Below are 21,645 nucleotides of genomic sequence, written 5' to 3'. Positions count from 1 at the left end.
CGGCCAAGGGCGCGGGCGCCGGGACCGGGGCGGGCGGCGGCGGGGTGGCAGCGGCTGGCGGGGCCAGCGCGACCGGCGGCGGCGTGCCGGGCGCGGCGCAGGCGGCCAGGAGCAGGGCGGGAAGCGAAACGGCGATCAGGCGCGGGGTCACGGACATGGGTCTGATCCTAGCCCGCGCCGATCGCAATGCTAGTGCCAAACCGGGCGGGGCTGACTGGTCCTGCGGGCGGCGGCCGGGGCGGACTCCCGGGCTAACGGCGCAAAAAATCGTTAACGTGATTGGTTAACCGCGCCGACCGTGTCACATTCGCCACGGGAGAGAAAAAACATGGATACGTCGCACCGGTCGCTCGATCGCCGTGCCCTGCTGGGCGCACTGGGTTTCAACATGGCGCTGTGGGTGGGGGCGATCAGCCTCGCTGCACCGCTGCGCGCCGCGGGCGTAACCGGCGGCGGGCTCCAGTCCGGTCTGCGCGACATGCTCGCCCGCGCGACCGATTCCTCGCTCGACACGCTCGGCCGGCCGGGAGCGTTCTACAACGATCCTGCGGTGCGCATCGCCCTGCCGCTGATCGGGCGGACGGGCAGCGCCCCGGGTGGCGGCCAGGGCGGCGGGCTGGGCGGAGGGCTGGGCGGCGCGCTGCTCTCGGCGCTCGACAAGGGTCAGGCGCTGGGGCTGACCGAGCCGCTGGTGCGCCGGCTGAACGAAGCGGCCGGGGTGGCCGCGCGCGAGGCCAAGCCGATCTTCCGCGCCGCGATCGGCCGGCTCAGCCTGGCCGACGTGCCGGGCATCGCCACCCAGCGCGATGGCGCCACCCAGTTTCTGCGGACCAGTGCCGGGGCTGACCTGACCGCCCGGCTGCGGCCGTTGGTCGATCGCGGGCTCGGCCAGGTCGGCGCGCTGCGCGAACTGGACCGGGTGGCCGCCAGCACCCCGCTGCTGCGCACCGCCGGTTTGACCCGCGACCGCATCGGCAGCTCGGTCACCGAGCAGGCGCTGAACGGGATCTTCCGCTACATCGGCAGCGAGGAGGGGCGCCTGCGCGACAACCCGGTGGGCGCGCTGGGCGGGGCCCTGAAGGGTCTGCTCGGCCAATAGGCGGCGGCAGGGTCAGGCGGCGTTAACCAGGGCCGGAAGGTCGATCCTTACCTTTCGGGCCCCATCCCGACCGCGAACGGGCGCCCGCGTGGGCTGCCGCGCGGAGACCAACGATGACGCTGACCAGGATCGCGGCCGGGGCCGCTCTCGCTGTGGCCTGCCCGGGCCTGGCCCAGGCCGAGGACAAGGCCGACCGTCCCGCCCCGCGGATCGAGGCGGCGCTGACGCTGGGCTCGCTGGGCGCCGGGCCCGAGTTCACCTTCCGCCCATCGCCGGTGATCGGCCTGCGCGCCAGCGCCACCTTCCTCGGGGTCAACCACACGTTCGGGGTGAACGATATCGACTATCGCGGCCAGCTGCGGCTGGGCTCCTATGGTGGCACGGTGGATCTCTACCCGTTCCGCAACGGGCTGCGCCTGTCCGCCGGGCTGCGGGTCAACCGCAACAAGGTGCGGCTCAGCGCCACCCCGAACGGGCCGGTCACGGTCGGTCAGCTGAGCTTCACCCCGGCGCAGATCGGCACCCTGACCGGGACTGTCACCGTGCCCGATCTCGCCCCGGTGCTGACCGTGGGCTACCGCACCGGCAAGGCCCGCGGGGTGACCTTCGCCATCGACGGCGGGGTGATGCTGCAGGGCACCCCGCGCATGGCTGATCTGGCCGCGAACGGCACCCTCGCCAGCGACCCCGCCTTCCAGGCCCAGCTCGCCGACGAGCAGACCCAGGTCAATGCGAGGATCGACCAGTACAAGGTCTATCCGGTGCTCCAGCTCTCGCTCGGCTACGGGTTCTGAGGCCAGCTGCGCCGCCCCCGTGGCGCCTCAGTGCAGCGTAGGCGCGCGCGGCGGCGTGCGGCGCAGGTCGGCCAGAATGATCAGGGTGCCGGCAGCCAGCTCGATCGCGGCGACCGTCCAGACCGTCCAGCCCTGGCTGGCGGGCAGGGCCACCCCGGCCAGGGCCACGGCGCTGATCAGCGTGCCCAGCAGCCAGTAGGCCCGGTCCCCGTAGGCGCTCTGGAACAGGACATAGCGCGTGCCCACCGCCAGCGCGGCGACCGGGAAGACCAGTCCGGGACGCAGCGGCAGCAAGAGCCAGGCGACGATCAGCCCGCCGATCAACGCGGCCGTGCTCTCGAGCACCAGGGTTCCGCCGGGATTGCCGGGCAATTCGTTGGCCCGGCCGAAGCCGAAGCGGCAGACCAGCTTGGACAGCGGGAAGATCAGCATGCCGCCCAGGAACAGGTGGGCGAAGCCGGCACCGGTGCCATGGCGTCCCGTGGCCCATCCGGCGACCAGCCAGACCAGGCCCGAAACCACCGCACCCGGTCCGCCTCCGACATAGGCCCGCCGCAGATCCGCCTGGGCATCGGTGACGATCATCGCTGGGTCCCCCTGGTGATTGCGCCGCCGGTCGGCTGCGCGGACCACTGTGCGCAGCCTGCGCCGCCAAGGCAAGGGTTGGCCAGACGGGATCGCCGCGAACCGCGTTCGAACGTGCGGCATTGCAACATTATGCTGCAGTGCCGTGTATCCCGCCGAACGGGTGATGCCGTGGCGCCCGGGACCTTGATGAACTAAGTAAAATATTGAAAAATATAATTATCATTCATCCATGCTGCGCGTCGGTCCGCCCGTCGGGTAGCACTTCTGCTTGTCTGAGCGGCGACCGGATATTGCTATAATGTCATAATTTCATGTCAGGATCTGTCTCGATTTTCATATTTCTTCGCAATTGCGAAAAACTTGGGCGGTGTTGGCTCGCTACAACTCGCACTGCTGGCGCGATACGCTCCCCCGGGTCCTGCGGGATCTGGCAGACGGAGTGACGGGTTGGCCGCGGGAGGAACGCTAAACCTAGCAATCAGGGAGCGTTCCACATGAAGACCAAGTTTGTTGCCGCCGTGGCTCCGGCCGCCCTTGTCCTCGCGCTCGCGGCGTCGCCCGCCCGTGCCGAAGCCGATGCGCTGGCCGCCGGCGAGGAGACCCTGACCGAGGCCGATGGCAGCGAAGCCAGCGCGCCGGCGATCCGGACCGTGGTGCAGGATGCGGCGGGTGGCGGCAGCGCCCCGCAGCGCAAGCCGAGCTACACCGTCGCGCTCAACCAGGACAGCTTCTTCGGTTTCAACCCCTCGTTCACTGGCCTGATCCCCGTGAACGACAAGATGGACCTCAGCTTCTACGGCACCTTCTGGACCAAGCCGGCCTTCGGTCTGGGGCAGGGCAACACCGGTGACGACCTGTGGACCGAGTTCGGCGTGGGCGTGAACTTCAATCTCGCCGATGGCCGGCTCAAGGTGAAGCCGCAGCTCGGCATCACCAACGGGTCGCTGCTCTCGGGCGGCGAGATCGTCGCCGGGCGGACGCGTGGCGCGCGGTTCCTCGATGGTATCGTCCCCAGCCTGACCATCAACTACAGCGACGCCAAGTTCGAAGCCGAGTACTATGGCGGCTACTATGCGGCGCTGCGCCAGCGCAACGGCAACGCCGCGCTCGATTTCGCCCACACCTGGATCAACGCCGGCTACAAGGCGACCAGCAACGTCTCGTTCGGTCCGCACTGGGAACTGCTGTACAACACCCGCAACACCTATCCGGGCGCCTCGGACGGCAAGACCTATGAATGGCTGGGCGGCTATGTGCAGTTCAGCCTGCCGCAGGGCTTCTTCGCCCGCTTCACCGGCGGTTCCTCGATCGGCGACGGCGACAGCGGCGACTTCTACAAGATGAGCGTCGGCATGAGCTTCTGACCGGGCCCGGCGTGGAGGCCGCCCCGGCGCCCCTCCACGCCGACCCGCCACCCGCCGGTCGGGCCATGGCCCGACGCGGGGACAATTTTTGATCCATCTCCTTGTGTTGCTCAAACGCAACACTACCTTCGCGGGTAACAGGAGGTGCATTCACCCATGAATCTCGAAAAGTTCACCGACCGGGCCAAGGGGTTTCTCCAGGCCGCGCAGACCGTCGCGATCCGGCTCAGCCACCAGCGGATCGGGCCCGAACACCTGCTCAAGGCGCTGCTCGACGATGACCAGGGCATGGCCGCGGGGCTGCTCCAGCGCGCCGGGGGGAACCCGGCGGCGGTGGTTCAGGCGCTCGACGCGGCGCTGGCCAAGCTGCCGGCGGTCTCGGGCTCGGGCGCGCAGGCGACGCCGGGGCTCGACAACGATGCGGTGCGCGTGCTCGACCAGGCCGAGCAGATCGCGGCCAAGAGCGGTGACAGCTATGTCACGGTCGAGCGGCTGCTGGTCGCCTTGACACTGGCCACCACCACCGCCGCGGGCCAGGCGCTCAAGGCCGGGCAGGTCACGCCGCAAGCGCTCGAGGCGGCGATCACCGCGCTGCGCGGCGGGCGCACCGCCGACAGCGCCAGCGCCGAGGACAGCTTCGAGGCGATGAAGAAGTATGCCCGCGACCTGACCCAGGCCGCGCGCGACGGCAAGCTCGATCCGGTGATCGGCCGCGACGAGGAGATCCGCCGCACCGTGCAGATCCTCGCGCGGCGGACCAAGAACAACCCGGCGCTGATCGGCGAACCCGGCGTGGGCAAGACCGCGATCGCGGAGGGACTGGCGCTGCGCATCGCCAACGGCGACGTGCCCGACAGCCTCAAGGACCGCCGCCTGATGGCGCTCGACATGGGCAGCCTGATCGCGGGTGCAAAGTATCGCGGCGAGTTCGAGGAGCGGCTCAAGGCCGTGCTCGACGAGGTCAAGGGCGCCGAGGGCGAGATCATCCTGTTCATCGACGAGATGCACACGCTGATCGGCGCCGGGAAGGGCGAGGGCGCGATGGACGCGGGCAACCTGCTCAAGCCCGCGCTCGCCCGCGGCGAGCTGCACTGCATCGGTGCGACCACGCTCGACGAGTACCAGAAGTACGTCGAGAAGGACCCCGCGCTGCAGCGGCGCTTCCAGCCGGTGTTCGTCGGCGAGCCCACGGTCGAGGACACGATCTCGATCCTGCGCGGACTGAAGGACCGCTACGAGCTGCACCACGGGGTGCGGATCACCGACGGCGCGATCGTTGCGGCGGCGACGCTGTCCAACCGCTACATCGCCGACCGTTTCCTGCCCGACAAGGCGATCGACCTGATGGACGAGGCCGCCAGCCGCATCCGCATGGAGGTGGAGAGCAAGCCCGAGGAGATCGAGAAGCTCGATCGGCGGATCATCCAGCTCAAGATCGAGGAAATGGCGCTCGGCAAGGAGAGCGACCAGGCGAGCAAGGACCGCCTCGCCGCGCTGCGCGAGGAGCTGGCCAATCTCGAGCAGCAGTCGGCCGAGCTGACCACCCGCTGGCAGGGCGAGCGCGACAAGATCAATGCCGAGTCCAAGCTCAAGGAGGCGCTCGACGCCGCCCGGGTCGAGCTGGACCAGGCGCAGCGCCAGGGCGACTACGCCAAGGCGGGCGAGCTGTCCTATGGGCGCATCCCCGAGCTGGAACGCCAGCTCGCCGAGGCCCAGGGCGCGACGAGCAATGCCTTGCTGCGCGAGGAGGTGACCGCCGACGACATCGCCGGGGTGGTCAGCCGCTGGACCGGTGTGCCGGTCGACCGCATGCTGCAGGGCGAGCGCGAGAAGCTGCTGCGCATGGAGGAGGTGCTCGGCCAGCGGGTGATCGGCCAGCACGACGCGGTGGTCGCCGTCTCCAAGGCGGTGCGCCGCGCGCGGGCCGGGCTGCAGGATCCCAACCGGCCGCTGGGTTCGTTCCTGTTCCTCGGCCCGACCGGGGTGGGCAAGACCGAGCTGACCAAGGCGCTGGCCACCTTCCTGTTCGACGACGCCAACGCGATGGTCCGCATCGACATGTCGGAGTTCATGGAGAAGCATGCGGTGAGCCGCCTGATCGGCGCCCCTCCGGGCTATGTAGGTTATGATGAGGGCGGCGTTCTAACCGAAGCGGTTCGCAGGCGGCCCTATCAGGTGGTCCTGTTCGACGAGGTCGAGAAAGCCCACGCCGATGTCTTCAACGTGCTGCTGCAGGTGCTCGACGACGGGCGGCTGACCGACGGGCAGGGCCGCGTGGTCGATTTCACCAACACGCTGATCATCCTCACCAGCAACCTCGGCAGCCAGTACCTGGCCGGGCTGGACGAGGGGCAGGATGTGGCCGCGGTCGAGCCGCAGGTGATGGACGTGGTGCGCGCGCACTTCCGCCCCGAGTTCCTCAACCGGCTTGACGAGATCATCCTGTTCCACCGGCTGGGGCAGGAGCACATGGCGCCGATCGTCGATCTGCAGGTGGCGCGGGTGCAGCAGCTTCTCAAGGACCGCAAGATCGTGCTCGACCTGACCGAGGGCGCGCGCAAGTGGCTGGGGCGGGTCGGCTACGATCCGGTCTACGGCGCGCGGCCGCTCAAGCGCGCGGTCCAGCGCTACCTGCAGGATCCGCTGGCCGAGCGGCTGCTCGCGGGGGAGATCCCCGATGGCAGCACGGTGCAGATCGACGAGGGCGACGGCGCGCTGGCGATGGCGGTCACCTGACCGGAGCCCGACCGCGGGGTCCGCTGGCGCGACGGCCGCGGTGCACCGCTGGTCGGGCTGCGGGCAGAATCCGGAAGGTTGCGCCTTTTGGCTGACGCCCGCGCCCGACTGGGCTAAGGACAGCGCATGCAGTTCGACAGCATGGACCCCACCCCGGGCCCCGGCGAGGGCGAGGATGGCCCCCCCAGCGCGCCCGATGCACGTACCCAGTTGCTCGACGCGGCCAGTGCGATCATGCGCGGCGGCGACATCGACGATGTCTCGCTGTCCGAGCTGTCGCGTCGCTCGGGGCTGAACTCGGCGCTGGTGAAGTACTATTTCGGCAACAAGGCCGGCCTGCTGCGCGCCCTGATCGACCGCGAGTGGTCGGTCCGCGTCCAGGCGATGGAAGTCCTGCTGGCGCGCGACTACGATCCCGAGACCAAGCTGCGCATCCACATGGCGCAGGTGGTCGAGAACTTCTTCCGCACCCCCTATACCCACCGCCTGCTGCTGCGGCTGATCCGCGAGAGTGCCCCGGCCGAGGCGCAGCGGCTGGCGGGCAGCTATCTCAAGCCGATGTTCGCGGCCTATGAGACGCTGGTCGCCCAAGGGGTGGCCGCCGGGGTGTTCAGGCCGGTCGATCCGCAGCTGTTCTATTTCACCGTGATCGGTGCGGCCGACCGCTTCTTCACCGCGCAACTGGTGCTGCGCTACTGTTCGGACACCGACGTGCTCGACGAGGCGCTGCGCGACCGCTACCGCGCGCACCTCGACGAATTCGTCGTCGCGGGCATCCTCGTGCCGCGCGGCTGACGCGGCCGGACAGGGAGAGCGGGGATGGACCAGGCCTGGCACATCGGAGTGATCGGCGGATCCGGGCTGGCCGAAGGCATCGGCCTCGACGAGGCGCAGGAGATCGCGGTGCGCTCACCCTTCGGCGAGCCGTCGGGTCCGGTCACCACCGGGCGGATCGGCGGGGTTCGCTTCAGCTTCCTCGCCCGCCACGGCGCCGGCCACCGGCTGACCCCCTCGGCGGTCAACTACCGCGCCAATATCGACGTGCTCAAGCGCTGCGGGGTCACCGACCTGCTGGCGCTGAGCGCGATCGGCTCGCTGCGCGAGGCGCTCGCCCCCGGTCACATGATCGCGGTCGACCAGTTCATCGACCGCACCGAGGGCCGGGCGCGCTCGTTTTTCGGGCCGGGGCTGGTGGCCCATGTCAGCCTGGCCGATCCGATCTGCCCGCGGCTGTCCGGGCTGGCGACCGCGGCGGCGCGCGCCGCCGGGGCCACGGTCCACGCCGGGGGCTGCTATGTCGCGATCGAGGGGCCGCAGTTCTCCACCCGCGCCGAGAGCCTGATGTACCGGGCCTGGGGCGCCGACGTGATCGGCATGACCGCGATGCCCGAGGCCCGGCTCGCCCGCGAGGCCGAGCTGCCCTACGCGCTGCTCGGCATGGTCACCGACTACGACGCCTGGCGGCCGAGCGAAGCGGGGGTCGAGGCGGCCGAGGTCTTCGCGGTGATGAAGGCCAATGCCGCGCGGGCTCGCACCGCCGTGCGCGAGCTGGCCCGGCTGCTTCCGCCCGGCCGCAGCGCCAGCCCGATCGACCGCGCGCTGGACCATGCCTTCGCCACGGCGCCGGGCGCGCGGGATCCGCAGCTGGTGGCGCGGCTGGATGCCGTGGCCGGCCGCGTGCTGGGCTGATCGGGTCTTGCGCCTGATTGTAACTTAATTACACAAATGACGCTAGGTCGGTTGGCTTCGATCGCCGGGCGGCAGATCGGTGGCGACAATATTTCTATCCGCCCCTAAAGGAATTCCCGCTCCGTCAGCCCGCCGGGCGCCGGGGCGACGCTTGCATTCGGGCGGCAAGCTTGGCAGCGCACGCGGGGCCGCAGCCGAGCCCGGCCCGGCGCGATGACCCTTGTTCGAACCAGCGGAGCCGATCATGCCGACCCGCAATTCACGCCTGGCCGACTTCCTGCCCTACCTGCTCACGCTCACCGCGGAGTCAGTCAGCGACGTCTTCGCCGAGGAGTATCGCGAGCGGTTCGACCTGCGCCTGCCCGAGTGGCGGGTGCTGGCCGTGCTGGGCGATGCCGGGGCGCTGACCCAGCGCGACCTGGCCCGCGCCACGCTGATGGACAAGGTGGCAGTCAACCGCGCCTGCAGGATCCTCGAGGACCGCGCGCTGGTGATGCGCAGCCCGAACGACCGCGACGGCCGCTCGCACCACCTCGAGCTGAGCGACACGGGCCGGGCGATGCACAAGGAGATGATGCCCGCGGCCTTCGCGATCGAGCGGCGCGTCTTCGCCGATCTCAGCGAGATCGAGCGGCGCCAGCTGCGCCAGCTGCTCGGGCGGGTGCGCAACACCGTGAAGTGGCTCGACAGCTCGCAGGCGGCCTGAGCCGGGGGTATCCCGCGCCGGGGTGAGCGGACGGCGCCGCCGTCCGCCCCGGTCCTACTTGTTCTGCGAGGCGAAGGCGTCGGCGATCGAGCAGCCGGCCGGCCCCAGGATCACGATGAACAGCACCGGCAGGATGAACAGGATCAGCGGCACGGTCATGATCGCCGGCAGCCGCGCCGCCTTTTCTTCCGCGCGCATCATCCGCTCGTTGCGGAATTCGGCCGATAGCACGCGCAGCGCCGAGGCCAGCGGGGTGCCGTAGCGCTCGGTCTGGATCATCGTGGTCACCACGCCGCGCACGGCTTCCAGGTTGACCCGGTAGGCCAGGTTCTCGAAGGCCTGGCGCCGCTCGGTCAGGAACGACAGCTCGATCGCGGTGAGGGTGAACTCGTCGCCCAGCTCGGGATAGGCCCGGCCCAGCTCACGCGCCACGCGGCCGAAGGCGGCGTCGACGGTCAGACCGGCCTCGGCGCAGATCACCAGCAGGTCAAGCGCGTCGGGCAGGCCCTTGCGGATCGCGTCGGTGCGCTTCTTGGCGATGTTGTCGATGTAGAGCTCGGGCGCCTTGTAGCCCAGGATCACGCCCCCGGCGAACAGGCCGAAGCGCTTCAGGCTGCTCCACTCGGGAAAGGTGTTGGTCCAGTAGGCCAGGGCGGCGGTGATCAGGCCGAGCACGATCGGCAGCACCATGCGTCCGAAGATCACCGCGACCGCATATTCCTTCTTGCGGATGCCGGCATAGGCCAGCTTCTGCTGGATGTCGCGGATCTGGCTGTCCTGCAGCACCTGCAGTTTCGACAGCAGGGTCTGCAGCGATTCGGTGGTCTGGTTCTTGCGCACCAGGCTCTGGCGGCGGCGGGTCTGGCCCACCACGATGCCGGCCTTGAGCTGCTCGCGGCGCTCGTTGAGCGCCTTGACCCGGCGCGCCATCGGATCGCGTACGGTCAGCGCGGCATAGATCGCGAGGACCACGGCCAGCGCGGCGACGGCCGCCAGGATCGAGCCGACCCAGATGACGTCGACGCCGAGGAGCTTGGGATTAGCGGTTCCGGCAATCATGGCTGCTCTCTTCCCCGCTCAGATCTCGAAGTTGACCATCTTGGCCATGACCAAGGCGCCGATCGACATCCAGAACAGGCCGAACAGCCCGGCCACGATCAGTCGCTCGTCGATGAAGAACTTCTGCACGTACTGCGGGTTGACCATCCAGATCAGCCCGAAGACGACGAACGGCAGCGCACCGACGATATAGGCCGAGGCCTTCGATTCCGAGCTCATCGCGCGGATCTTCAGCTTCATCTGGGCGCGCTTGCGCAGCACGTCGGCAAGGTTCGACAGCGTCTCGGCGAGGTTGCCGCCGGTCTCGCGCTGGATCGCCAGGGTGATGCAGAAGAACTGGAACTCGGGCGTGCCCAGCCGGTTGGCCGTGTCCTGCAGCGCATCTTCCATCGTCTTGCCGATCTTGATCCGCTCGGACACCAGCTTGAACTCCTCGCCGACCGGGCCGGGGACCTCGCTCGAGACGATGCCGAGGGTTTCGGTGACCGGCAGGCCCGAGCGCAGGCCGCGCACGAGCAGTTCGATCGCGTCGGGGAAGCGGGCATTGAACTTGGCGATGCGCTTGTTGACGCAGTAGCCCACCGCCATGTGCGGGAAGCCGAGGCCGACGATCAGGCCGACGAACAGCGACAGCACCGGCGCGCCAGACTTCATGAAGACCAGGAAGGCGATCGCGGTCGACAGCCCGAGCGAGGCATAGACGTACTGGTGCACCGTCCAGTCCATCCCGGTCCGGTGCAGCCGCAGCGCAAGGGCCTCGGTGCGCGAGGCCGATCCCGCCACCTTGGTGGGCGGAGGCCGCCGTGCCGCCACCGCCTTCTTGAGCTGCGCCTCGACCCGGTCGATCTCGTTCTCGGAGTGCCGGAAGCGCACCGCCTGCAGCCGGCGCATCCCGTGCTTGGCGGGATTGGGCCCGGAGAAGGCGGCCAGCCCCATGCCCAGCACGAGCACCGCGCCGAAAGCCAGGACAAGGAGGGTGGTCAGGTTCATCGGTGCGACACCGCCTTAGCGCGATCGGGCCATCCGGCTCATGCCGGTGCCTTGTCCTTCTTGGCGAGCAGGCTCTTGAGATCGAACTTGCCCAGCAGCGACTTCTTGGCCTTGCCCGCGCTCTCCTCGACCACCTCGCTGACGCCGACGATGGCCGAGGCGATGTCGCGGATCACCGCGCTGCTCTTGGCGTTACGGTTGGCCTCGGCGAAGGTCTGGCCCAGCTTGGCGGCATTGGTCGCGGCCTTGGCGTCATAGGGGATGGTGAAGCTCACCTTGCGCTCGATCGAGGCCTCGAAATCGGCCTTGCTGATCTCCTGGCTGACCGGCTGCACCTTGTTGGCGACGACGAAGGTCTGGCAGTGCGCGGCATTGGCCTTGAGCCACGACAGGATGCGGATCGCATCGCGGGCCGAGGCGAGGGTGTATTCGGTGGCCAGCACCACGCAGTTCACGTCCGCCAGCAGGTGCGGGAAGTTGATCAGCATGTTGCGCGGCAGGTCGATCACCGTCATCTCGAAGGCCTGGCGGAACTCCTCCTCGAGCTGCACGAAGGCCGAGCCGTCGGTCATCAGCGGGGTGTTGATCGGGGCCTCGGCCGAGAGGATCGCGAGGTTGTCGTTGGCGCGGATCATCGCGCGCTCGATGAACAGGCCGTCGATCCGGCTCGGGTTCTCGATCGCGTCGGTCAGGCCGCGGCCCGGCTCGAGATCGAGCGTCAGAGCGCCGGTGCCGAAGTGCACGTCGAGGTCGAGCAGCGCGGTCGGCAGCTTGTGCTCCATCGAGAAGGCCCAGCCCAGCGAGGTTGCCAGCATCGAGGCGCCGACCCCGCCGCGGGTGCCGACCACCGCGGTCGAGATGTGGCGCTTGGCGCCGCTGCCGTCGCTCTGGCGCGGGGCGGCGAACACCGCCTGGGCCTGGGCCATGGCATCGCGCACCGCGTTCGCGGTGAGCGGCTTGAGCAGGTAGTCCTGGATCCCGCTGGCGACGAGATCGCGGTAGAGCCGCACGTCGTTGACCTGGCCGATCGCGATCACCACCGTGCCGGGCTCGCAAACCTCGGCCAGGGCGTTGATGTCGTTGAGCGGATCGCCGCTCTCCGACAGGTCGACCATGAGGATGTTCGGGCTGGCCGTGATCGACAGCGATTGCACCGCGTTGCGCAGCCCGCCCTTGTGGCACTTCTCCGGCTGCCAGCCCATCTCGACCACGAGCGGGCGCAGCACGTCGAGCGCGGCATCATCGCAGATGAAGGCGGCGAAGGGGTCACGACTGCCCGGGGTGTTGGCCTTCCAAGGAGCGTTCATGGCTTAGTTGCTCTTGCTGGAGGTTTGGTTCACTTCGCCGGCCTTGGCCGGCCGGTCGCGGAAGACGTCGATCGCCTTGGTCGCGCTGACGATGGTGGTCTCGCCCGAACCCTTGACGCCCTTCACCAGGTGCTCCGGATCGGCCACCATCGCCGCCAGGTTGCTGTTCACCGCGCAACCGTAGTTGGGGCTGGTGGCATTGTGGAAGTTGGCATCGGAATCGCCGGTCCACTTCGGGCAGTTGGGCACGCTGGCGGTGGCGCGCACCACCACCACGCGGGCGGTGCCGGCATTGACATAGCCTTGGGTCACCGGGGCGCCGTCGTTGAGCAGCAGGCCATAGCGCGCCGCCACGGCTTCCACCGCGGCGCGGGTGCCGGCGCTGGCCAGCGGGTCGTCGATGTAGATCTTGTCGCCGTACTTCAGGTCCATCGTGTCGAACCAGCCGGACAGGCGCCGCTGCTCGGGCAGCGAGAGGCCGCCCGGGCCGGTGTTGAGATCGAGCACGAAGTTGGTCTTCTCGACCACCGGCTGGTTGATGCTCTCGAGCGAGCGGTTGGTCGGCATGCCGCCGCAGCCGGCGAGCGCCAGGCTCAGGGCGAGGGCGAGAGGGGTGATGTTCGGGGTGCGCATCGTTCGGTCCTCGCTCACTTCAGGCTGAAGCCGGGCTGGGCGGTGTCGCCCGGAGTGGTCCGGGCCTTGTCCTTGCGGGGGGCCTTTTCGGCGAGAGCCCGGGCGATCGCCGCGTCGACCTGGGGATCGGCCGCCCCCACCTTGGGCGCGGGGGTGCCGGCCTGGGTGGTCGGCGCCTCGGTCGGCTTGGGCCGGTCACGGCCCGAACGGCCGTCGCTCTGCATGTTGCCGATCAGGCGCTGGATGTCGTTGGGCGACTGGTAGCCGTCGGTCGGCAGCTTGATCTGGTTGGCGTCGACCGGCTGGACCAGATAGGGCGTGACCACGATCACCAGTTCGGTCTCGCCGCGCTGGAAGCCGGTGGAGCGGAACAGCGCGCCGAGGATCGGCACGTCGCCCACGCCAGGCATCTTGGTCACCGAGTTGGCCGAATTGGTCCGCAGCAGGCCGCCGATCATGAAGCTCTGGCCCGAGCCGAGCTCGATCGTCGTCTCGGCGCGGCGGGTGGTCAGCGCCGGCACCGTGAAGCCGTTGAGCGTGATCGCGCCCTGGCTCGACAGCTCGGACACTTCGGGCCGCACGCGCAGCGAGATCCGCCCGTTCGACATGACCGTCGGGGTGTAGCTGAGGCTGACGCCGTAGCGTTTGTATTCGACCGCGACCGTGCCGAGGCCCTGGCTCATCGGGATGGGGAACTCGCCGCCCGCGAGGAAGTCGGCGGTCTCGCCCGACACCGCGGTCAGGTTGGGCTGGGCCAGGGTGGTGACGAGGCCCACGGTCTCGCCCGCATCCAGCGCGCCGAGCACGTTGACACCGAACAGCCGGCCGGTGCCGACCAGCGAGGTCAGCCCCGCGCCGGGCGGCGTGACGTTGCTGCCCTCGACCGTGATCGGGTTGGCCGGATCGGCCGGGTTGAAGTAGGTCCCGGTCACCCGGTTGCCGATCCCGAGCGGCGCCGGGGTGGCGTTGGGGGCGACGTTGAAGGTGCCGAGCGAGCGGCCCTGGCCGATGCCGAACATGAACCCGCCGGTGTTCTCGATCGAGGTCAGGTTCGACGACAGCGACTTGACCAGCGAACGCGAGACTTCGGCGATGCGCACCTGCAGGTTGACCTGCAGCGGGGTGGCCGTGCGCAGGCGGCTGATCACGTTGGTGCTCTTGCCCATGAAGGCCTGGACCAGCCGCTGCGCCTCGGCGGCGTCCTCGGGGGCGGGGATCGTGCCGGTCAGCAGCACCGTGTCCGAGCCGAAGGTCGAGACCGCGATCTTGGCCTCGGGCATGGCGACGCGCAGCACCTGATCGACCGAATCGATATTCGAGCCGACCCGCACCGTGGTCGAGAAGATCACCGTACCGCTGGGGTCGCTGGCATAGATCGTGGTGACGCCGGCGGCCTTGGCCATGATGTAGAGCTGGTTGGTCGACTTGATCTGGACGTCGGCGATCTTGTCATCGGCGACGAACACGTCGGCCATGCGGCCCGGCACGTTGATCAGCTGGCCGCGCCCGATCGACAGGACCATCTCCTGGCGGGGCTTGGTGACCACCTGCGCGGCGGCCGGGTCCGACAGCGCCGCGAGCGGCGGCAGAACCGCGACAGCGGCCAGGAACGAGGGGCTCAGGCGACGTGTCATGAAGGTCAAACCCTTTGCGGCGGAGAGCCGGGGAGAGGGGGGCCGGAGAGCGGGGGTCCGGGCGGGCGGGAGCGCGGGTGCCACGGCTCAGTACTTCGTCTGCTCGACCGTGGTGGTCTGCCCGCGGGTGACCCGCACGGACGGACCGCTCGGCGGCGGCGGGGGACCCATCGAAACGGGTGCGGACAGGGCCGGGCGCGGCGCGCTGGGGGCACTGGCGGCCGGACGGACCATCGCCTTGGTGCCGAAGCGCGAGACGTCGCCGCCGGTCTGGAAGGTGGTGTTGGTGTCGATCGGCCGGTTGAGCGCCGCCGTCAGCAGGCGGTTCTCCTCCTCCTTGCTGGCGCCGGCCGGCAGCTTGACCTGCCCGCTCGCGACGGCGCGCTCGAGTTCGGACTGGTTGTCGGCGATCGAGCGCAGCGACAGGCTCAGCGTGCCCAGCTTCTCGGCCACGGCGATCTTCTCGGCCAGCTTCGGGCTGACCTCGAGCGTGACCGTGCCGAAGGCCTTGACCACGGTCTTGCCTTCGACGACCTCGGTGTCGGTCGACTGGTCGGTGGCCAGCACGCGCAGGTTGCGGATGATCGTTTCGGCGACGTTCAGGGGCACCAGCGCGCGGGTCTCACCCGCGGCGGCGACCGGCTGCACGGTCTGGGTCAGCATCAGGTCGACGTGGTCGCCCGGAAAGACGAAGCCGGCCACGCCGGTGCGGGCCGACACGGTGATCGTCACCGCGCGCATGCCGGGGCCGAGCGCGGCGGCCAGGAAGCCGCGGTCACCCGGACGGACCAGCGCGCCCTGGGTCAGCGGCTGCCCGGCGGTGATCGGGAAGCGCACGACCGTGCCGAGCAGCTTGTTGACGTCGACCTTCCCCTCCAGGAAGTAGGCGTCCTTGACCATCTCCTTCGGCCAGGCCTGGAACACCAGCGCGTCCTGGGTGATGATCGTGCCGACCGGGAGGGCGCGCTGCGCCACCATCACCTTGGGGCCCTGCGGCACCGGCGGGGCCACGGCCTGCGCCACGGGCGCCGCGGCGCCGCCAAGCATGCTCCGGGCGGCCAGGGCCGTACCGATCGCAACGACCAGCGCCCCCAGCAGCAACATGAGCTTTCTCTTGTCCATGGCTTGAGCAGCCCCCCTGACAAATGACCGAAACTGACGGTCGAAAATCCGCGAAATTGGTTAAGATCAGGTCAACCCGCCGGCAGCGCCTGCAAGGCCGGCAAGGACTTGCCCCACATGGTCAGGAGCCCCGCCGCGCAGATCGCCACGCCATAGGGGATCGCGATCCGGCCGGCCTGGCGGCGCATGACGTGCCAGGCGCCGAACCCCACGGTCAGGACCCCGCCGAGCACCGACATCACCAGCACCAGCCAGAGGAAGTGATCGGGGCGGATCCACAGCGCCAGCGCGGCCAGCAGCTTGACGTCGCCGCCGCCCATCACGCGCAGCGCGAACAGCCCGGCCAGGACCACGAAGGCGGCCAGCCCCAGGCCCAGCTGCAGCGCCATGCCCGGCCACAGACTGAGCCCGCTGGCCCACCAGAAGGCCGGCGCGGCCAGCGCGATGCCGGCATTCAGCCAGTTGTCGATCTGGCGCCGCCGCAGGTCGGTGAAGGCCGCGGTCAGCAGCGCGATTGCCAAGGCCGCCAGCAGTCCATAGGTTACGAGTTCACTGCGCAAGAGACTTGTCCCGCCTTGCCCTATTTGCCTGGATGCGGGTGTGCCATGAACGACTTACCAAATGGTAACCAAGCGCTTGCGGGCGATATTAGGGATGCAACCGGGATGAGGACCGCAGCGCGGTGACGACTGGCATGGACCGCCCGTTCGATCGCCGGGCCATGCCCGCCCATTGCGTCGAGGCGATGTGGGCCGCGGCCGATGGCTGGCGCATCCGCCGGGTTGACTGGCCGGTCCCGGCGCAGCCGCGCGGGGCCCTACTGTTTGCGCCGGGACGCGGCGATTGCCTCGAGAAATACCTCGAAACGCTGGAAGGCTGGTGGCGGCAGGGCTGGGCGGTGACCGCGCTTGACTGGCGCGGCCAGGCTCTGTCGGGGCGGCTGGGCCGGGATGCGACCAGCGGCCATGTCGACGATTTCGCGGTGTGGATCGACGATCTCGCCGGGTTCTGGGCCGACTGGGCGGCAACGCGGCCGCAGCCGCAGGTGCTGGTGGCCCATTCGATGGGCGGCCACCTCGCGCTGCGCGCCCTTGCCGAGGGGCGGGTCGCACCGACGGCCCTGGTCCTCTCGGCGCCGATGCTCGGTTTCCTGCCCGACTGGCTGCCGCGCTGGCTGCTGCCGCTTGCCGCGGGGGTGATGTGCCTGATCGGCGATCCCCGCCGGCCGGCGTGGGACAGCAACGAGAAGCCGCAGGCCGGCCGGCTCGACCGCGCGCAGCTCCTGACCCACGATGCCGAGCGGTATGCCGACGAGCAGGCCTGGCGGGCGCAGCGCCCCGCGCTCGAAATGGGCCCGGCGACCTGGGGCTGGCTGCGCGCGGCCATCGCCTCGACCCGGCGGATCGACCGGCGCGCCGTGCTGGCCCGGGTGACCACCCCGGTGTTCATCGCCGCGACCCGCGCCGACGGGCTGGTTTCGCCCGCCGCGATCCGGCGCGCCGCGGCCTGGCTGCCGCAGGCCGAGCTGCTGCTGTTCGGCCCCGAGGCGCGCCACGAACTGCTGCGCGAGGCCGATCCGGTGCGCGACCGGGTGCTCGGCGCGATCGACGATTTCCTTGACCGCGCCGCGCCCGCCCGGAACTGACCTGCGCGATGGAAGGCCGATTCGATATCGCCGTGGTCGGCGCCGGGATGGCGGGTGCCAGTCTCGCCGCCCGGCTGGTGGACAGCGGGGCGCGGCTGGCCCTGCTCGAGGCCGAGCCGACCCCCGGCTACCACGCCACCGGCCGTTCGGCGGCGTTCTGGACCGAAAGCTACGGCGGCCCGCTGGTCCAGCCGCTCACCACCGCCTCGGGTCCGGCGCTGCACGCCGGCGGCTATCTCACCCCGCGCGGGGCCTTGACCATCGCCCGCGCCGGTGACGAGGCCCGGCTGGCGGCCTTCGCCGCGCGCTTCGCGGCGCTGGGCGTGCGGATCGAGCGGCTCGACCGCGCCGCGATCGCCGCGCAGGTCCCCGGCCTCCGCCCCGAATGGGTGGCCGGGGCAATGGAGCCCGATTGCTGCGACATCGATGTCGCCCGGCTGCACCAGGACAGCCTGGCCGCAGCCCGGCGTGGCGGCGCTGAAATCTGGACCGGGGCGCGCTTCGCGGCCGCCAGCCGCGACGGGGCCGAGTGGCGGATCGACCTGGCTGACGGCCGTCACCTGCGCGCGGGCCTGCTGGTCAATGCTGCCGGGGCCTGGGCCGACGAGGTCGCCCGCGGCGCCGGGGTCCGTCCGCTCGGGCTGCAGCCCTACCGCCGCACCGTGGCGCAGCTGCGGATCACCCCGGCGGCGCCGGCCACCCTGCCGCTGGTGCTTGATCTGGGCGAGGCGTTCTACTTCAAGCCGCAGGCGGGGCGGCTCTGGCTGAGCCCGCATGACGAAACGCCCTGTCCGCCGTGCGATGCCGCGCCCGACGATCTTGATGTGGCCTTGGCGATCGCCCGGCTCGAGGGCGTGGTGGACTGGACCGTTGGTCGGGTCGAGCACCGCTGGGCCGGGTTGCGCACCTTCGCGCCCGATCGGCTCCCGGTCTATGGCCTGGCGCCCGATGCGCCGGGCTTCATGTGGTTCGCCGGGCAGGGCGGATTCGGCATCCAGACCGCACCGGCCGCCGCCCGGCTGGGCGCGGCCCTGCTTGGTGCGGGCGATAGCCCGGTCGATCCCGCGCCCTACCGGCCTGTCCGCTTCGCCTGACCCCGAGACCGTCCCGGACAAGTCCGGAGGCGGGCGGCGAGGCGGCTTTAACCCCCTGTGTTAGGCGTGGCTTGAGAGGCCCGGGAATAGAGCCGCGCGGCGGGCGCACGACAGGGAGAGACATGCGCGGGCAGGCACAGGGATTGCTGAATCTGGAACGGGGCAGCCGGCGGCAGAGCCGCTTGAGCGTGCACCTGCCGGCGATCGTCACCACCGCCGAGGGCACCCACCAGGCGGTGCTGCTCGACCTGTCGCTGCGCGGCGCGCGGTTCCAGGGCGGGAGCGGCCACCAGCTCGGCCAGCGCGCGATCCTGCAATGGCATACCTACGAGGCACTGGGCACGATCTGCTGGTTCGAGGACGCGATCTGCGGTCTTGCCTTCGACGCCGCCCTGTCGATCCGCGACCTGCTCGACACGCGCAACCTCGATCGCGCCGGCCCGCCCGGCCTGAAGCGCGAGGCGGTGCGGCGGATGGCGGCGGCCTTTGTCAGCGGCGGGGTGCAGCTGTAGAGCCGTCTGCCGTTGTCCTGAGGCGGTCGCCGTGCCTGGTTCACGGCTGCTGAATCCGGTTCCGGCGCGATGCTCCGCGCCGGGCAGGATCAGATGTGGATCGGCTTGCCCGTCACCGCCATGGCCGCTTCCTTGATCGCCTCGCTGTGCGTCGGATGGGCGTGACAGGTATAGGCGATATCCTCGCTGGTCGCGCCGAATTCCATCGCCTGGGCGGCCTGGGCGATCATCGTCCCCGCCACGGATGCCACGCACCACACGCCCAGCACCTTGTCGGTCTTGGCATCGGCGATGACCTTCACGAAGCCGTCGGGCTGGTGGTTGGTCTTGGCGCGGCTGTTGGCGAGCATCGGGAACTTGCCGACCTTGATCTCACCCTTCTCGCGGGCCTGTTCCTCGGTCAGGCCGACCCCGGCGAATTCGGGCATGGTGTAGACCACGCCCGGGATCACGTCGTGGTTCACGATCCCGGTCAGCCCGGCGATGTTCTCGGCCACGGCGATGCCCTCGTCCTCGGCCTTGTGCGCCAGCATCGGCCCGGGGATCACGTCGCCGATCGCCCAGACGCCGGGGACCTTGGTGGCGAAATCGTGGTCGGTCTCGATCTGCCCGCGCGCGTTGACCGCCAGCCCGATCGCGTCGAGGCCGAGGCCCTCGGTGTTGGGCCGGCGGCCGATCGCCACCAGCACCACGTCGGCCTCGAGCGTCTCGCCCGCGCCGCCCGCGGCGGGTTCGACCGCCACGGTGGCCTTGCCGCCCTTGACGGTGACGCCGGTCACCTTGGTTGCCAGCTTCAGGGTCATGCCCTGCTTCTTGAAGATCTTGGCGGCTTCCTTGCGCACGTCGCCGTCCATGCCGGGGAGCAGCTGGTCAAGGTACTCGACCACGGTCACCTGCGCCCCCAGCCGGCCCCAGACCGAGCCGAGCTCCAGCCCGATCACCCCGCCGCCGATCACCACCAGCTTGCCCGGGACCTTGTCCAGCTCGAGCGCGCCGGTCGAATCCACCACGACCTTCTGGTCCACGGTCACGCCCGGCAGCGGGGTGACCGACGATCCGGTGGCGATGACGATGTTCTTCGCGGTGACGGTGCGATCCCCCACCTTGACGCTGTGCGCGCTTGCGAAGGTGGCGCGACCCTTGATCCAGTCGACCTTGTTCTTCTTGAACAGGAATTCGATCCCGCCGGTCAGCTGCTTGACCGAATCCCGGCGCTGCCCGTGCATGGCGTCGAGATCGAGCTCCGGGGTGACCTTGACCCCCATCTTCGCCATCTCGCCCGAGGCGGCGGCGTAGAAGTACTCCGAGGCGTGGAGCATGGCCTTGGACGGGATGCAGCCGACGTTGAGGCAGGTGCCGCCCAGCGTCTCGCGGCTTTCCGCGCAGGCCGTCTTGAGCCCCAGCTGCGCCGCGCGGATCGCCGCGACATAGCCGCCGGGGCCGGCACCGATCACCAGAACGTCGTAGTCGTATTCAGCCATTGGGGCCTCCGTGGCGCGCGGGCTTCGACAAGCTCAGCCCGAGCGGACCTTGGTTGGGTCGGGTCTTGAGTCGCGCGCGGCCTTCGACAAGCTCAGGCTGAGCGGGTCTCGGTACATTCAATACAAGGCGGCGCGCAGGCTTCGACAGGCTCAGCCTCAGCGGAAACAGGGTGCTAGGCAAAAGACCCGCTCAGCCTGAGCTTGTCGAAGGCCACGCGCCAACCTCTCCTTACAGATCGATCAACAATCGCGTCGGGTTCTCGATCGCTTCCTTGATGGTCTTCAGCGCGGTCACCGCCTCGCGCCCGTCGATCAGGCGGTGGTCGTAGGACAGGGCGATGTACATCATCGGCCGGATCACGATCTGCCCGTCGCGGACCACCGGGCGGTCCTCGATGCGGTGCAGGCCGAGCACGGCCGATTGGGGCGGGTTGATGATCGGGGTGCTCATCAGCCCGCCGAACACGCCGCCGTTGGAAATGGTGAAGGTGCCGCCCTTCATGTCGTCCATGGTCAGCGTGCCCTCGCGGGCCTTCTTGCCATAGCCGACGATGGCCTTCTCGATATCCGCGAAGCTCATCTTGTCGACATTGCGGACCACCGGCACGACCAGCCCGTTGGGGGCCGAGACCGCGATCGAGATGTCGACATAGTCGAAATAGACGATCTCATCGCCCTGGATCTGGGCATTGACCGCCGGGATGTCCTTGAGCGCGAGCACCGCCGCCTTGGCGAAGAAGCTCATGAAGCCGAGCTTCACGCCGTGCTTCTTCTCGAAGGCGTCCTTGAAGCTGTCGCGCGCGGCCATCACCGCCGACATGTCGACATCGTTGAAGGTGGTGAGCAGGGCGGCGGTTTCCTGCGCCGACTTCAGCCGCTTGGCCACGGTCTGGCGCAGGCGCGTCATCTTCACGCGCTCCTCGCGGCGCTCGCCCGTCGCGGCCGGGGCGGAGACGGCCGGGGCGGGACTGGCCGCCTTGGCCATTTCCTGCTTCTGGCTGGCGGCGGCGATCACGTCCTCCTTGGTCAGGCGGCCGTCCTTGCCGCTGCCCTTCACCGTGCTGGGATCGATCCCGTACTCGAGGATCGCCCGGCGCACCGCGGGCGAGAGCGCGACCGGATCGCCGCCGTCGGCCGGGGCCGCGGCGGGCGCGGCGGCCGCAGCCGGCGCAGGGGCCGCGGCCGGAGCGGG

At 69.8% G+C, this 21,645-nt stretch carries 20 protein-coding genes; 10 read left to right on the top strand and 10 right to left on the bottom strand.

Features of this window, described 5'->3' with window-relative positions; translation table 11 throughout:
- Positions 1 to 328: 328 nt before the first annotated feature.
- Together H7F53_RS17750 and H7F53_RS16910 are read left to right on the top strand one after the other, a co-directional pair.
- A complete protein-coding gene (locus H7F53_RS17750; RefSeq protein ID WP_246438968.1) occupies positions 329 to 1,099 on the top strand; it encodes a DUF4197 domain-containing protein in 771 nt (256 codons plus the stop codon).
- Between the two features lie 113 nt (positions 1,100 to 1,212).
- Positions 1,213 to 1,893: a hypothetical protein gene (locus tag H7F53_RS16910; protein ID WP_185680691.1), complete on the top strand. Its 681-nt coding sequence runs from the start codon at positions 1,213 to 1,215 to the stop codon at positions 1,891 to 1,893.
- 27 nt (positions 1,894 to 1,920) lie between these two features.
- Here the strand turns inward: H7F53_RS16910 and H7F53_RS16905 are convergent, their stop codons facing one another.
- Positions 1,921 to 2,478: a DUF7010 family protein gene (locus H7F53_RS16905; RefSeq protein ID WP_185680690.1), complete on the bottom strand. Its 558-nt coding sequence runs from the start codon at positions 2,476 to 2,478 to the stop codon at positions 1,921 to 1,923.
- A 497-nt stretch (positions 2,479 to 2,975) separates the two neighbouring features.
- On the opposite strand from H7F53_RS16905, the gene H7F53_RS16900 reads away from it, so the two are divergent.
- From H7F53_RS16900 to H7F53_RS16880, 5 genes are all read left to right on the top strand, one after another.
- Entirely contained in the window at positions 2,976 to 3,845 is an 870-nt protein-coding gene (locus H7F53_RS16900) for a DUF6733 family protein (RefSeq protein ID WP_185680689.1), read from the top strand.
- Positions 3,846 to 4,001: 156 nt separating this feature from the next.
- Complete coding sequence (gene clpB, locus H7F53_RS16895; protein WP_185680688.1) at positions 4,002 to 6,581, top strand: ATP-dependent chaperone ClpB; 2,580 nt, start codon at positions 4,002 to 4,004, stop codon at positions 6,579 to 6,581.
- A gap of 126 nt (positions 6,582 to 6,707) precedes the next feature.
- The gene (locus H7F53_RS16890) at positions 6,708 to 7,376 is read left to right on the top strand and encodes a TetR family transcriptional regulator (RefSeq protein WP_246438967.1); all 669 of its coding nucleotides are present in this window, start codon (positions 6,708 to 6,710) and stop codon (positions 7,374 to 7,376) included.
- 24 nt (positions 7,377 to 7,400) lie between these two features.
- On the top strand, positions 7,401 to 8,270 hold the full coding sequence (mtnP, locus tag H7F53_RS16885) for an S-methyl-5'-thioadenosine phosphorylase (RefSeq protein ID WP_185680687.1): 870 nt from the start codon (positions 7,401 to 7,403) through the stop codon (positions 8,268 to 8,270).
- Positions 8,271 to 8,514: 244 nt separating this feature from the next.
- Positions 8,515 to 8,976, top strand: a complete 462-nt coding sequence (locus H7F53_RS16880; RefSeq protein ID WP_185680686.1) for a MarR family winged helix-turn-helix transcriptional regulator — start codon at positions 8,515 to 8,517, stop codon at positions 8,974 to 8,976.
- Positions 8,977 to 9,030: 54 nt separating this feature from the next.
- Here H7F53_RS16880 and H7F53_RS16875 read toward each other — a convergent pair whose 3' ends face one another.
- The 7 genes from H7F53_RS16875 to H7F53_RS16845 form a co-directional block, all read right to left on the bottom strand.
- On the bottom strand, positions 9,031 to 10,035 hold the full coding sequence (locus tag H7F53_RS16875) for a type II secretion system F family protein (protein WP_185680685.1): 1,005 nt from the start codon (positions 10,033 to 10,035) through the stop codon (positions 9,031 to 9,033).
- An 18-nt stretch (positions 10,036 to 10,053) separates the two neighbouring features.
- On the bottom strand, positions 10,054 to 11,025 hold the full coding sequence (locus tag H7F53_RS16870) for a type II secretion system F family protein (RefSeq protein ID WP_185680684.1): 972 nt from the start codon (positions 11,023 to 11,025) through the stop codon (positions 10,054 to 10,056).
- 38 nt (positions 11,026 to 11,063) lie between these two features.
- Complete coding sequence (locus tag H7F53_RS16865; RefSeq protein WP_185680683.1) at positions 11,064 to 12,332, bottom strand: pilus assembly protein CpaE; 1,269 nt, start codon at positions 12,330 to 12,332, stop codon at positions 11,064 to 11,066.
- Positions 12,333 to 12,335: 3 nt separating this feature from the next.
- Complete coding sequence (locus H7F53_RS16860) at positions 12,336 to 12,965, bottom strand: CpaD family pilus assembly protein (protein WP_185680682.1); 630 nt, start codon at positions 12,963 to 12,965, stop codon at positions 12,336 to 12,338.
- A gap of 14 nt (positions 12,966 to 12,979) precedes the next feature.
- Complete coding sequence (locus H7F53_RS16855) at positions 12,980 to 14,599, bottom strand: type II and III secretion system protein family protein (protein ID WP_185680681.1); 1,620 nt, start codon at positions 14,597 to 14,599, stop codon at positions 12,980 to 12,982.
- A gap of 87 nt (positions 14,600 to 14,686) precedes the next feature.
- Positions 14,687 to 15,721, bottom strand: a complete 1,035-nt coding sequence (cpaB, locus tag H7F53_RS16850; RefSeq protein ID WP_185680680.1) for a Flp pilus assembly protein CpaB — start codon at positions 15,719 to 15,721, stop codon at positions 14,687 to 14,689.
- A gap of 71 nt (positions 15,722 to 15,792) precedes the next feature.
- Positions 15,793 to 16,281, bottom strand: a complete 489-nt coding sequence (locus tag H7F53_RS16845) for an A24 family peptidase (RefSeq protein WP_185680679.1) — start codon at positions 16,279 to 16,281, stop codon at positions 15,793 to 15,795.
- Positions 16,282 to 16,403: 122 nt separating this feature from the next.
- On the opposite strand from H7F53_RS16845, the gene H7F53_RS16840 reads away from it, so the two are divergent.
- The 3 genes from H7F53_RS16840 (at position 16,404) to H7F53_RS16830 (ending at position 18,972) form a co-directional block, all read left to right on the top strand.
- Complete coding sequence (locus H7F53_RS16840) at positions 16,404 to 17,366, top strand: alpha/beta fold hydrolase (RefSeq protein ID WP_343062125.1); 963 nt, start codon at positions 16,404 to 16,406, stop codon at positions 17,364 to 17,366.
- Between the two features lie 8 nt (positions 17,367 to 17,374).
- Positions 17,375 to 18,460 carry an NAD(P)/FAD-dependent oxidoreductase gene (locus tag H7F53_RS16835; protein ID WP_185680678.1) on the top strand — a complete coding sequence of 362 codons (1,086 nt, stop codon included), beginning with the start codon at positions 17,375 to 17,377 and terminating at the stop codon, positions 18,458 to 18,460.
- A 122-nt stretch (positions 18,461 to 18,582) separates the two neighbouring features.
- Positions 18,583 to 18,972, top strand: coding sequence for a PilZ domain-containing protein (locus H7F53_RS16830; protein WP_281384834.1), 390 nt, complete (start codon positions 18,583 to 18,585; stop codon positions 18,970 to 18,972).
- A gap of 89 nt (positions 18,973 to 19,061) precedes the next feature.
- On the opposite strand, the gene lpdA is transcribed toward H7F53_RS16830, so the two are convergent.
- Both lpdA and odhB read right to left on the bottom strand, forming a co-directional pair.
- Complete coding sequence (lpdA, locus tag H7F53_RS16825) at positions 19,062 to 20,453, bottom strand: dihydrolipoyl dehydrogenase (RefSeq protein ID WP_185680676.1); 1,392 nt, start codon at positions 20,451 to 20,453, stop codon at positions 19,062 to 19,064.
- A 229-nt stretch (positions 20,454 to 20,682) separates the two neighbouring features.
- Positions 20,683 to 21,645: 2-oxoglutarate dehydrogenase complex dihydrolipoyllysine-residue succinyltransferase (gene odhB, locus H7F53_RS16820; protein ID WP_185680675.1), on the bottom strand; the 963-nt coding region annotated here is incomplete at its 5' end.

Source organism: Novosphingobium piscinae (assembly GCF_014230355.1).
Classification (GTDB): domain Bacteria; phylum Pseudomonadota; class Alphaproteobacteria; order Sphingomonadales; family Sphingomonadaceae; genus Novosphingobium; species Novosphingobium piscinae.
The sequence above is the reverse complement of the archived record's forward strand: the minus strand, read 5'-3'. Positions and strand labels throughout refer to the sequence as shown.

Bases quoted from the DNA above. Each gene is read 5' to 3' on its own strand.
- H7F53_RS16835 (WP_185680678.1), top strand. From the start codon at position 17,375: ATGGAAGGCCGATTCGATATCGCCGTGGTCGGCGCCGGGATGGCGGGT.
- H7F53_RS16855 (WP_185680681.1), bottom strand. From the start codon at position 14,599: ATGACACGTCGCCTGAGCCCCTCGTTCCTGGCCGCTGTCGCGGTTCTG.
- H7F53_RS16910 (WP_185680691.1), top strand. From the start codon at position 1,213: ATGACGCTGACCAGGATCGCGGCCGGGGCCGCTCTCGCTGTGGCCTGC.
- mtnP (WP_185680687.1), top strand. From the start codon at position 7,401: ATGGACCAGGCCTGGCACATCGGAGTGATCGGCGGATCCGGGCTGGCC.
- H7F53_RS16830 (WP_281384834.1), top strand. From the start codon at position 18,583: ATGCGCGGGCAGGCACAGGGATTGCTGAATCTGGAACGGGGCAGCCGG.
- H7F53_RS16900 (WP_185680689.1), top strand. From the start codon at position 2,976: ATGAAGACCAAGTTTGTTGCCGCCGTGGCTCCGGCCGCCCTTGTCCTC.
- H7F53_RS16880 (WP_185680686.1), top strand. From the start codon at position 8,515: ATGCCGACCCGCAATTCACGCCTGGCCGACTTCCTGCCCTACCTGCTC.
- H7F53_RS16865 (WP_185680683.1), bottom strand. From the start codon at position 12,332: ATGAACGCTCCTTGGAAGGCCAACACCCCGGGCAGTCGTGACCCCTTC.
- clpB (WP_185680688.1), top strand. From the start codon at position 4,002: ATGAATCTCGAAAAGTTCACCGACCGGGCCAAGGGGTTTCTCCAGGCC.
- lpdA (WP_185680676.1), bottom strand. From the start codon at position 20,453: ATGGCTGAATACGACTACGACGTTCTGGTGATCGGTGCCGGCCCCGGC.
- cpaB (WP_185680680.1), bottom strand. From the start codon at position 15,721: ATGGACAAGAGAAAGCTCATGTTGCTGCTGGGGGCGCTGGTCGTTGCG.
- H7F53_RS16870 (WP_185680684.1), bottom strand. From the start codon at position 11,025: ATGAACCTGACCACCCTCCTTGTCCTGGCTTTCGGCGCGGTGCTCGTG.
- H7F53_RS17750 (WP_246438968.1), top strand. From the start codon at position 329: ATGGATACGTCGCACCGGTCGCTCGATCGCCGTGCCCTGCTGGGCGCA.
- H7F53_RS16905 (WP_185680690.1), bottom strand. From the start codon at position 2,478: ATGATCGTCACCGATGCCCAGGCGGATCTGCGGCGGGCCTATGTCGGA.
- H7F53_RS16875 (WP_185680685.1), bottom strand. From the start codon at position 10,035: ATGATTGCCGGAACCGCTAATCCCAAGCTCCTCGGCGTCGACGTCATC.
- H7F53_RS16860 (WP_185680682.1), bottom strand. From the start codon at position 12,965: ATGCGCACCCCGAACATCACCCCTCTCGCCCTCGCCCTGAGCCTGGCG.
- H7F53_RS16890 (WP_246438967.1), top strand. From the start codon at position 6,708: ATGCAGTTCGACAGCATGGACCCCACCCCGGGCCCCGGCGAGGGCGAG.